Raw genomic sequence first — 12,949 nt, forward strand, 5'->3', positions numbered from 1 at the left:
TAACAAATGCGTTTAGAATCATTAAAAGTCGAAAAATGTAATAAAAATCAAAGCTGTGAATTAAAATATTGTATTTATATTCACAGCTTTTATAATTAAAATAAAAAAATATATAATTTATTAAATTATACAAACAAAATTGGACTTTAAATAGTATCAATTTTTATTTATTTAAACAAAATTCTATTAAAAAATTAATATAATTATCCAATTTTTAAAAAATAATATTATTGGAAGATATGACAAATTGTGATATTATGGTATAGTATTGGTTAATATCAAGTTCAAATAATATAAATTTTAATTATGAATGGATGGGAATAGGGATGAAAAATAAGATTAAATTAAGTGTAAAAAAACTACTGATGACGTTTATACCATTATTCGTAATAATTCCTATATTTATAATTTCCATTTTTAATGGAATTAAGGTTAAAGACAATGAAACCAGGAATTTTTATGATTTAATGAGTGCAAGTAATGGAAAGATATCTAATATAATAGCTGATATGTATACTAATAATAAAAAGACTATTGATATGTTTTCTGTAAATGATGATGTAGTAGGTTTAAAACAAAAACCAGAATTAGAAGCATCTATGATGAAAACTTTTAATGATTATATAAAATATCATGAAGAGATAAGAGCAATTTACTATGGAGAAGCTTCAAAAGTTCATCACACAACTTCTGGAAAACCAAAACCTGGGTATGATCCAACAAGCAGACCATGGTATACAAAAGCAGTACAGGAGGATGGAAAGGTAGCGTTAACTGATCCTTATGAAGATGTAGTTAAACCAGGGACTTATGTAGTTACTTTGGCAAAAACGGTTAAAGACCCTAATACCAAAGAAACTTTGGGAGTAATAGGAGGAGACATACCATTAGATACTATAAGCAAGGAAATTTCCAATATAAAAATAGGAAATAGCGGATATACAGCTGTGGTAGATCAAACGGGTACTATTATTGCACATAAGGATAAGAAACTTGTAAGCAAAAAAAGCAAGGATTTAAAGTGGCTTGATGAAATAATTAAATCAAAAGATAGCAGCAATATAGTAAATATAGATGGACAAAAATACTTAACCTTAAAATCTCAAAATAGTGAAACTGGATGGTTAACAGTGACTTTTGTACCTAATCAAGAATTAAGTGACAAAATTAAATCTTTAATTATACCTAACATTATGGTAGGTTTGATATGTGCAATTTTGGGTATTATAGTTTCATTGTTTATATCAAAATATTTAATAAATTCTATTTATGAAATTATAGAAATTCTTAAGAACATAGGTAAGGGAAATTTAAGTGTACAAATAGAATGCAGAGATAATGAACTAAAAGAAGTATCAATGATAAAAGAAGAAATTAATGTTATGAAAAAAGAAATTGTATCTATTACAGATAAAACTATAGAGGTTTCTGAAAAGCTAAATGAATCTGCAAAGCATTTTGCTTCAGTTACTCAGGAGGTTAGCTCATCAGCAGAAGAAGTTTCTGGTTCTGTAAGTCAAATAACAGAAGGAGCTGCAAATCAAGCTGATCACCTGCAAGAAAGTTCAACCAGTGTGGAAACTCTTGGAGAATTAGTAGATAATACATTAAAAAGTGCTAAAAGTATGGAAGAAACTTCGGGTGAAGCTAATAAAGTTATAGAAAACAGTATGAAATTAGTTGATAACTTAAAAAACAATCTTGAAGAAGGGTTCCAGGTTAATGAAGAATTAATAAAAGAAGCAAAAGTGTTAAATAGCAATTCACAAGAAATAGTTGGTATAATAAATAATATTAAAGACATAGCAGAACAAACAAATTTATTAGCATTAAATGCTGGTATTGAAGCTGCAAGAGCAGGGGAATACGGAAAGGGTTTTGTAGTAGTTGCTGAGGAAGTTAGAAAATTAGCAGAACAGTCCACTATTTTTGCTGATGAAATTGAAATAGTAATAGGTAAAATGAAAAATAGCGTAGGAATGGTAACAGAGAAGATAAAAAATACAAAAGAAACTAATATGAACACAAAGGAAAATATGGTTACAGTAGATAATGGATTTGTAAAAGTAGAAAAAAATATAGATGAACTTAAAAATCATATTAACATTGTAGTTGAAGCATTAAAAAATATAAATGAAAATAAAAAAGTTGTAGTTACAAAGATAGAAGAAGTAGCAGCTATTTCAGAAGAAGCTGCAGCAGCTACGGAAGAAGTAAATGCAGCATCAGAAGAGCAAGCTGCAAACCTTCAGGATATTTCAAATTCAACAGAAGATCTTTTATTATTATCTGAAGAATTGAAGAAATCAATAAGCTTTTTTAGCTGTGATAAGTCAGTTTAAGTTTTTTTGAATAAGTAAGCACAAATATTAAGGCTGTGCTAAAATCAGCAATTTTGATTTTGGCACAGTATTTTTGCATTAAGTATGTAAATTCAAAAACTTGGCAGCCATATATATTAATGATAAAATAATAATACTGTGTTTATTTATATATGATATTTAAATTTAGCATAAGGAATATAGAAAGGAAGTATTGTCAATTATGGATTCTAAGAAAAAAAGTATAATTAGTGCACTGATGGTTTCTATGTTTCTTGCTGCTGTAGAAGGTACTGTAGTGACTACTGCCATGCCAACCATTGTTAAAGATTTAAATGGATTTCAGCTTATAAGTTGGGTGTTTTCTTTGTATTTGCTTACATCAGCTATTAGTACTCCTATATATGGAAAACTATCAGATTTATATGGAAGAAAAAATATTCTTTCTATTGGAATAATAATTTTTTTAATTGGTAGTTTTCTTTGTGGATTGTCTGGAAGCATGTACCAACTAATATTCTTTCGTACAGTTCAAGGGCTGGGTGCAGGATCAATATTTACTGTTACTTATACTATTGTAGGAGATGTGTTTACTCTTGAAGAAAGAGGAAAAGTTCAAGGGTGGCTGGGTACAGTTTGGGGAATAGCCAGTTTAATAGGACCTTTTTTAGGGGGATTTTTAATAGATAATCTTTCCTGGCATTGGATCTTTTTCATAAACATACCTTTTGGCATATTTTCTATAATTCTTATTCAAAGAAATCTTGTTGAGGAATTTGAAAAAAAGAAGCATAAAATAGATTATGCAGGTGCAATTACATTAAGTTTGGCTATTATGGCTCTTTTATATCTCTTTTTATCAATGGGAAAAAGTGAAGGTGTTTCATTATACGTAATTATAATGTGTATTATAGCAACAATAATCTTCTTTATTGCTTTCTATTTTATAGAAAATAAAGCTTTAGAACCTATTATACCTTTTGACATTTTTACAAAAACTAATATTTTGGTTAATATAATCAGCTTTCTGATTTCTGCCTTTTTAATGGGTATAGATGCATATATGCCTATTTATATACAAAATGTTTTAGGATTTCAACCAACTATTGCTGGAATTGCTTTAGCTCCAATGTCCTTATCATGGCTTATGTCTTCTATTATTTTAGCAAAGGCTATACCTAAATATGGAGAAAAGGTGATATCCAGCATATCTACAGTAATTTTGATAGTAAGTACTGCTCTTTTACCTACATTAACTACAAATTCATCATTGTTTACAGTTATAGTTTATGGATTCATAATGGGATTTGGCTTTGGAGGATGTTTTACAACGTTAACCATAGTCATACAAGAATCTGTAAATTATGATAAAAGAGGAGCAGCCACAGCTTCTAATGCTTTGGTTAGAACATTAGGTCAGACTATAGGAATAAGTGTGCTTGGAGGAATATTTAATTTAACTATAGATAAATATTTTAAAAACTTAGGCATTAAGGGAGTAAATTCAAGCAATTTATATAGTGCTTCATCATCATTAGCAGCATATTCCAGACATATAAAAGCTTCAATATTTTCTGGAGTTCATATATTGTTTATTATATTTATTTTAATTTCTATAGTTTGTTTAATATTAGCATTAGCTCTTCCTAATAATTTGAAGAAAAGAAAAAAACAAGCATAATGTTGTTGCATTATGCTTGTTTTGTCAAAGTTTAGAAGCATGTCTTATTTTAAAGATAATCTTTTAAAAACTTCCCTTGAAAAATTGTTTATTGTCTATAGATATTGTAAATTGAGAACCTGTATACCAATCTAAATCTGTATAAATTGAGTTATCCTTTGTCCAGAATAATACAAATATCAATTTATTAGCATTTTTAGGATTTTTAACAGTAAATGCTCCATTTATGTTTTCTCCTTTAAAGGAAAAAGCACTGGAAGAAATACCATCTTTGTTTATAGTTACAGGAAGAGAATTCTTCATAGAATCAAAAGCTTTATTTTTCCATGGGTTTCCAAGAAGTACTATGTTGTTATTGCTTATATCATTATCAGTTAAATCTTTATCTTGTTTTAATGATATGTTGCTGCTGTCAAATATTTTATTTTTGGTAATAGCATCTATGGATTTCTTTTCATCATCAGTTAAGTTAGATGGTGTTACTAGTATAGTTTTTTCACCATTTAATTGTCTAAGCAATATACTTCCAAGAATCAATCCTTTATTCTTTTCCAAGTTTTTAAGCCTATCTTTTTTTTGCTGATCTGCCATTTTTTGAATTTGATCATCTGTAAGCTTTAAGTTGTCTGCAGTATAATTATCAGAATTTAGAGAAGCACGAATAGCATCACTTACACTTTTTCCTGATACTTTTTCTATTACACCTAAGAAATCATCTATTGATGCATTTTTAAATTTATATTCTTTAAAGTAAGTCTGCATTATATTTAAAAAAGCAGCATCTCCAACTCTTTTTCTTAAATCTTGCATTAAAAGAGCACCTTTACCATATATAACTAGGTTATATCCTGCACCAGTAGAATCATTATCAAATTTATCTACTCCTGAAGCTATGCTTGGAAACTTATATAGAGATGCAATTCTAGCAATATTTGCACCATTATAAGAACCAATCATAGGAATTATACTGTTTGATGAGTATTCACCTGAAGTTTTTTCAAAATAGTAAGCAGTAGAAAAAGCAGTAAAAGATTCATCCAAGAAAGGTTCTTTAAATTCATCATTGCCTACAGTTACATACCACCACTGATGGCCTACTTCGTGTACTGCAGCTTCTGATATAAAAGAATCTTCATATGAAACATCATCATCTCTAGAGGCACTAGTAGAATTTTGTATTCTTTGAGCATACATTGGCATTTGAATTATTTGAGGATACTCCATTGCTCCACCAGATAGATGAGTTTCCATTAAATCTAATTCATCATAAGGATATTTGCCAAATTGCTGACTGAAAAATTTTACTGCACCTACAGCTGAATCAAGAACATTTTGAGCTGTAGCAGAATCATCTTCGCCTGGTTTAGAGATGTAATAACTGTTTACCTTTATTCCATCTATTTCTTTAGATAAAACTTTATAATTAGGACTCATTATGATAATGAAATCTCTTACATTACTAGCATTTAAATTCATTACTTTAGTGTCCTTTTCAGAAGATTTTTCAGCTTCTTTTCCAGTAGATGCAACTACATAGTTTTTAGGAACTTTTAAATTTACAGTATAGTCTCCTACATCACTGTAATTTGATTCTCCTACTACGTTGAAAGTATTTTCATCCCATTTATTTTCCTTTTCATTGTACATTGAAAGTATAGGATACCAGTTAGTCAATGAAACATCATTATCTATGTAGCCTAGTCTTGAAGTGCTCATAGGCAATTTTAATTTAAATTCGATGTATACCTTCATGTCTTCATTGCTCTTAAAATTGTTATCTAAGCTTAATTTGAGTACTTGATTATCTTGAGTAAAGTTTACTTGTTTATCATTGACAAGAACTTTACTTATGGATATGTCCCCCTTTTGAGCTTCGGTTAAGTTTTGAGTACTAGATATTCCAACTTGAGAAGGCATAGTTTCTTTTTTATTATAAGAATCTGGATAAAGATGGAATACAATATTTTTTAAGTCTGTACTAGTACTATTTTTAATGTTAACTTCTTCACTTCCAGTTACAGTTTTAGTATTTGCATTAAAGTCCAAATCCATATTGTACTTTGCAGGAAGAGCTGAAGCTTTGACAATTCCACTGTTAATTAAGCACACAGTGAACAAACTTAGAAAAAAGGTAAAAATAACATTCTTGACTTTTTTTAAGTTCATTTTAATATCACATCCTTTCTAACATAAATATGTTGTATGTAAATTATACCATAAAATATGGAAATAAAATCTTAAATAAATCTTAAATGTTAATTTCAAGTAAATTATGGAAAAGGATTTTTGTAAATTGAATTATTGAAGCGGATAGTTTTTGGATAAAGATGTTAAATAACTAAGGTATTTATAAAATTTAGTATGTAACTAAAATTTTTATATAAATTAATCTTAATTCTAGTTTTAGCCAATGTTAAGATATTAATTCATGAGAAAATTTAAAAAATATTCAAGTACATAATATAAGAGGTTAAATGTGGTTATTCAGTTTGCCTTTGTCAATTGTCCTCTAAAAAATGTGTTGCATTATGATTATTATATGAAATTTATGTTATAATTTTGTATAGTAAAAAAACATTGATAACAGCGTTATTAAGGAGGACAATATGGAATTTAATTTAATAAAGGAAATTTTGACAGGTTCAATAACAGGATATATAACTAATGCTTTAGCAATTAAAATGATATTTAGAGAATATGGTATTGGAAAATTTAAAGTGGGAGGAATGGTAGTAAAGACTAGAAATGAATTTATAGACAATGTAAGTTCGTTGGTTGAAAATGATATAATAAATTTTCATACTTTAAAAGGAGAATTGGAAAAGGAGTCTTTTAAACAGAGTATTAAAGGATTTTCTAATGATTTGTTAAAAAATAAAATTTATAAAAATACTTTGAATTTATCCTTAGGTGAAATTAAAGGATTTAATTCTACAATGGATAAAACAGAAAATTATATAAGGGAACATGCAGATGAAAACTTTTCTAATATATTTGAAGGTGTTTGCAGAAATGTTAGTTTAAAAGATGTATTAAATGATAAACAAGTTGAAAGTATAAGTGAAAATGTATTTAAATATGCATTAGACAAATTAAACAATTATGATTTTATAGAAAAAGCTATAGTAGATTTTTATAATGAAAATAGATTTTTAAGTTTTCAAGAGTTTCTTGGAGGCAAAATAGTAGAATGCTTAGGTGAAAGCTTTGAAGATAATCTCAGCAATTTTCATATGGATTTAAAAAATAATTTTAGTGAATCTATAGATAGTGCTTTTGAAAATACAATTGAAACTTTAAAAGTAGATGAAATCTTAAATAAATTACAAGAAAAAATATCTCAAAAGACAATTGTGGATTTTGTTAAAAGTGAAGATATCAATAATTTTTCAAGAAGTTTAAGCACTAAAATAGAAGAATTATTAAAAGGAAATGAAGGAAAAAAATTAATAGATAACTTTATCATTGAATTATTTAGTGCTATAAAATCTATGGATAAATCCATTTATGATTTGCTTTCAGAAAATGCAGAAGAAAATATAGAAATTTTTATAAAGGATAAGCTTCAATGTGGAGTAAAAGAATTAATACTTTGGATACAAAATAACAAGAATGATATAGAAGGTCTAGTGGAAAATGCATTAGATGATACTATAAATGCTATAGATGATGATATGAAAAAAGGAACCTTAAGTTCACTTAAGGATAAGTTTTTAAGTGGTTCAGCAAGCAGATTTGGTATGGTATCAAAGATAACAGGATATTTAGATAACAATTTAGATATAGATTCTGTAAGCACAGAAATAACAGATAAAATAATCAAGTATGTTAAAGAACAAAAATTATCTAGTGCTATAGAAAGCTTAAGAGAAAATAATGTATTTAATGGAGAAACCATTGAAAATTTTATAAGCTGCAGTTTTAGTAAGTATATAAATGAAAGCTTACAGGCATATGTTTTAGAAATTTCCAATAAAAAAATAGGTGATATTTGCACATTGGATTTAGTGGGTACTTTTAAAACGTATATTAAGAAGCCTTTATTAAGCACAATAAAAAATAAATATGTATATTCAGATAATATTACTAAATTAGTAAAGAATGAAGTTATTAAAGGGTTAAACAATATTAATGCTTTAAAATTCAGTGAGATTATAAGTGAAGAAATTGTTCATGAAAATAGCAGTATTATTAAAAAGTCAATAACAGAAAAACTAAATGATAATAAAGGATATATAGTAAATTTAATTTCTAAACAATTGGTAACTTCCATAGGAGATGGAAATTTATACAACAGTTTAAATGAAAATGAAAGAAAAAACATATTAAGTGAAGTTGTAGATAACATATTACATAAAGCTAATGATGCCATTGATGATTTGAAACAATTAGAAGTTAAAAAGCTTTGTGATGGTATAAATAAAATAGAAAATATAGATGGAATTTTAAGCAATAGTATTCAATTGTGGCTAAATGATAATCTGGAGTACGTTGTAAAAGGAAATATAAAGGAGACAATTTCAAAAAATTTATCTAAGCTAAAGGATGAAGAACTTAAAGTAGCTGTTGAAGAGTTTATGGGAAAGGAAATGAAGCCAATTACAGTAATTGGTGCACTTCTTGGAGCAATTGCTGGTATACTCATGTATTTTTATGATAAATCTACAGTAGGCTATAACTTTTTAACTGTAACTATTATTAATTTAATTGTATATGGATTTGTTGGATGGATTACAAATGTTCAGGCAATAGCAATGCTTTTTAGACCTTATACTGAAAAAAGAATTTTTGGTATAAAAATACCTTTTACCCCTGGTGTAGTGGCTGCAAGGAAACCTAAATTTGCAAAATCCATGAGTGCTTTTGTTGATAATAGCTTATTGGATAAAGATAGCATGAAGTATTTATTCAATAAAAATCAGGATACTATTTACAAAAAACTTGAAGAAAAGGTTTCTGAAAATGATTATAAAATAGCTGCAGATGTTTTAAATAAGTATTCAGACACTATAAATGATATGAGTTACAGCTATATTAAAGAGTTTATTAATAAAAATAAAGAAAAAATTTCAAATTCATTATTACAGGAATTAAGCAATTTTACACCTTCTACAGTTTCTTCTTCTCATATTGAAGAAAAAATAGTAAAAGAAGCTTTGGAAAAAATAAAGGAATCGCATAAAGTAATAAGCAGCAGCTTAGAAGAGTTTTTAAAATCAGAAAAGAGTATTTCAGAGGTGATTCCAGATAGCTTTAAAACATTATTAAAAAATAAATTAGATCACAAGGTTCAAGAAGAAGTAAATAAGTTATCAAATTATTTTAATGAAGAAAATGATTTTATGAATCAATTTCATAGTGAATACAATGAAATAGTAAATAAGCCAGTTAATGAAATAGTAGACTCTAAATATATAATAAAGTGGAATGAATTTTTTGGTGAATTAATAAAAGATAAACTATCTTCTAGGGAAACTGAAGATAAGATTCTTAATTTTATTGAAACTGTTATTTCTAAGGAGATTTCTTCCGATAAAAAAATAAGTGAATTATTTAATGGCTTCTTTGTAAAGATGTTAGGATATAAATTTAACTTTATAGTGGAAGGTATAATTGCATATGCTTCAAAGAAACTTACAGATAATGAGCAAATTATATCAGAAAGTGCTTCAGCTACAATTCAAGAAGGTTTAGGCTTCTTTGAAAAGTTAGGGTATAATATGCTAGGTGGAGATGCAATAGTAGCTGATGTAGTTAGTAATGTGATAAATAAACAATTTCCACATTTTATAGAAAGTAAAAAGCCTGAGTTATATCAAGTAATAGCTAACTTTGCAGGAGACAAAGTTTTAGGCAGTACAGTTTCTGACTTAAATGTTACTGTTGAAAGCAAAAAAGTTTTTAATATTGTGAGTAGTGAAGATTGTATGGGTGCAGTACAAAATAACTTGATGAAGACTGCAAATGAAATGCTTAATTCTTTAACGGAAACTAAAATAGAAAGCTATTTAAAGGATATATCCATTAACAATATAAAAGATTTATGCAGTGTGTTTGAAGAAGAAATTAAATTTATAGATAAAGAAATGGCAAATAGTATAAATGAACACAAGGATTTAATTGTAAGTGAATATAGTAACCTTGGTTATAAAGTTTTTCAAGATTTAATTTTATCAAGAAAAGTTAGTAATTTTACAGGAAAAATTGAAACTGAATATGTAGAAGATACAGCTAAAAATTTAAGCAATTTAGCATTTACAAGCAGTGCTGTACAACAAAACTTGCAAAGCTTTATAGAAGTATTGGCAAACAGTGCAATAACTGAAAAAGGTATTAGTGAATTCTTTGACTTAAAGGAATTTAATAATTCTATACTGTATGTTATAGAAAAACTTATAGAAAATAAAGAAATTGATGAAGAGCTTAAAAAATCCATTGCACATATAATTGAAGATGTTACAGAAAACAATTTAAATATTGTAGATAGTGATACTAAGAAGGATATACTTAGTATAATAATTAAATCAAGTATAGATGCAGCAGAAGATAATTTTTCAAATGTAATTGCCAGCGTGGATTTTAAAGGAATTACAGAGAAACAAATAAATAAAATGAATGCTAAGGAAATAGAAGATTTATTTAATTCCTTTGCTAAAAAATATTTTAACAGACTTAAATTATATGGTTTTGGTGGAGCGTTCTTTGGATTACATTGGGCTATAGGAGTTATTTCTTTTGTGATATATAAAGCTTCAGAATTAAAAGATAAATTAAAAGGTTAGTTATAAGATGGAGCTGCTGCATTAAAAAATTTATCTAGAGCACTTTTAGAGGACGTTTGACAATTGGCAGAGAACAGTGAAGGAGGACTTTTCTGCGTTAGCAAAAAATCAACCTTCACTGTTAATTGTCCTCTGAAAAAATGTTTTGTGTTAAGGAGATTTGTATGAAGAATATTTTACTTGTGGAAGATGATGAATCCTTAAATAGAGGAATTAGCTTTAAACTAAATAAGGAAGGTATGAAGGTTTTTGCTGCTAAAAATTTAGAAGAAGGAAGAGAAATATTTAATAACACATCATTAGATTTGATTATATTAGATATAGGGCTTCCTGATGGAAATGGTTTTGAATTTTGCAGTGAAATAAGAAAGCAAAGCGGAGTTTTAATTATATTTTTAACTGCTTGTGATGAAGAAGTGGATATAGTTACTGGTCTTGACATGGGTGCAGATGATTATATTACAAAACCTTTCAGCTTTATGGTTTTAATGTCAAAGATAAATGCACTTCTTAGAAGAAATAGCAGTAGTAACAGTTCTAAAATTGTTTCAGGAAGCATAGCTTTTTATCCTGAGGAGATGAAGGTATTAAAGGATGAAAAACAAATTGATCTAAGCAAAACAGAATTAAGACTTTTAAAATACTTAATGCTCAATAGTGGACAAATTATCAAGAAGGAACAGCTTTTGAATGAATTATGGGATTTAGATGGAGATTTTGTGGATTCAAACACAATTGCTGTAAACATAAGAAGGCTTAGAGAAAAGATAGAGGTGAATCCTTCAAAACCTAAGTACATTAAAACTGTGAGAGGTATAGGGTATATATGGTCTGAGGGGTGTGTGAAATGATTGATTATATAAAAAAAGAACCTTTACTAAAAAGGCTGCTTACCACATTAGTGATAAGCTTATTTTCCATGTGTTTTATTTTTCTAGCTGTGCAGTATTGTTTTTTAGAGCAAATCCACAGAAATCAAATTCAGTTAAATCAAAATGTAGTAGGAAAGCTTGTAAGTTTATATCCAGATAAGGAAGTAGAAATAGTAAAAACAGTGATAAATAAAAATGATGAAAAGTTTGTAAAGACAGGAAACGAAACTTTGATAAAATATGGATATGATATGAATACAAGAGCTTTTCAAGATGATATTTTTAGGGACAGCTTTTATAAATTTGTAAAATTCAACATTGCTGCTTTTTTAATTATAATTATGTTAAATGTCATTTTATTTTTGAAGGGAAGCAAATGTTTTGAACAGAAATTGGAAGCTTTTTCAAGTAATATAGATAAATTAATGGATGGAGATTACTCAGTAAATATATGTGATGAAGAAGAAGGAATATTGTCAAGAATTTCTACTCAGTTTGAGCAGATGTCAAGAAGACTTAAAATAAGTTTTGAGTCTTTGGAAAAAGAAAAGGAAAATATAAAATCTTTAATAACGGATATATCACATCAATTGAAAACCCCTCTAGCATCTATAAAGATGTTCAATTCACTTTTATTAGAAGATGGTGTAGGAAATTCGGAAAGAATGGAATTTTTAAATAGAAGTAAAGAAGATATAAAGAAATTGGAATGGTTAACTAGTTCTTTAGTAAAGTTATCCAGATTAGAAGCAGGTATGATTAATTTGAAAAAGGAAAAATGGAATATAAAAGAAACTATATTTAGAGCAGTTAATGATGTGTATTTAAAGGCAGCAGATAAGGATATAGATATAAGCTTAGGAGAGAGCAAAAGCATTTTTATTTTTTATGATTGTAAATGGACAAAGGAAGCAATTATTAATGTTATAGAAAATGCAATTAAATACACAAAAAAAGGAGGAAAAATAAAAATTACTATAAATAAAATGGAAACTTGTACAAGAATAGATATAAAAGATAATGGAATAGGCATAGAAGAAGAAGAAATTAATAATGTCTTTAAGAGATTTTATAGAGGAAAATCGAAAGCAGTACAAGCATCAGAAGGTTCTGGCGTAGGATTATATCTCACAAGAAAGATACTGGAAGAACAGGGGGGATGTATAACAGTTCAATCACAAAAGGGCATAGGAACTACCTTTAGTCTTTTCTTACAAAATTGTTATGAAAGTTGAAAGCAAGATGAAAGAATAAGATGCTATGCTTTAATTATAGATATAAGCTAAATTGATT

At 27.5% G+C, this 12,949-nt stretch carries 6 protein-coding genes; 5 read left to right on the plus strand and 1 reads right to left on the minus strand.

What is annotated here, in order from left to right; translation table 11 throughout:
• Positions 1 to 326 precede the first annotated feature (326 nt).
• Positions 327 to 2,342 (plus strand): methyl-accepting chemotaxis protein, encoded by a 2,016-nt coding sequence (locus Ccar_RS04845; RefSeq protein ID WP_007061379.1) that lies wholly within the window; start codon positions 327 to 329, stop codon positions 2,340 to 2,342.
• A 202-nt stretch (positions 2,343 to 2,544) separates the two neighbouring features.
• Positions 2,545 to 4,002 (plus strand): MDR family MFS transporter, encoded by a 1,458-nt coding sequence (locus Ccar_RS04850; RefSeq protein WP_007061378.1) that lies wholly within the window; start codon positions 2,545 to 2,547, stop codon positions 4,000 to 4,002.
• Positions 4,003 to 4,065: 63 nt separating this feature from the next.
• Here the strand turns inward: Ccar_RS04850 and Ccar_RS04855 are convergent, their stop codons facing one another.
• Entirely contained in the window at positions 4,066 to 6,168 is a 2,103-nt protein-coding gene (locus Ccar_RS04855) for a M1 family metallopeptidase (protein ID WP_007061377.1), read from the minus strand.
• Positions 6,169 to 6,608: 440 nt separating this feature from the next.
• Here Ccar_RS04855 and Ccar_RS04860 point away from each other — a divergent pair, with 440 nt between their 5' ends.
• The 3 genes from Ccar_RS04860 (at position 6,609) to Ccar_RS04870 (ending at position 12,891) form a co-directional block, all read left to right on the plus strand.
• Positions 6,609 to 10,784, plus strand: a complete 4,176-nt coding sequence (locus tag Ccar_RS04860) for a DUF445 family protein (RefSeq protein WP_007061376.1) — start codon at positions 6,609 to 6,611, stop codon at positions 10,782 to 10,784.
• A 164-nt stretch (positions 10,785 to 10,948) separates the two neighbouring features.
• Positions 10,949 to 11,635, plus strand: coding sequence for a response regulator transcription factor (locus Ccar_RS04865; protein ID WP_007061375.1), 687 nt, complete (start codon positions 10,949 to 10,951; stop codon positions 11,633 to 11,635).
• Positions 11,632 to 12,891 (plus strand): sensor histidine kinase, encoded by a 1,260-nt coding sequence (locus Ccar_RS04870; RefSeq protein WP_007061374.1) that lies wholly within the window; start codon positions 11,632 to 11,634, stop codon positions 12,889 to 12,891. The genes Ccar_RS04865 and Ccar_RS04870 overlap by 4 nt, the downstream gene beginning before the upstream one ends.
• The last annotated feature ends 58 nt before the right edge of the window (positions 12,892 to 12,949 follow it).

Source organism: Clostridium carboxidivorans P7, assembly GCF_001038625.1.
Lineage (GTDB): Bacteria > Bacillota > Clostridia > Clostridiales > Clostridiaceae > Clostridium_AM > Clostridium_AM carboxidivorans.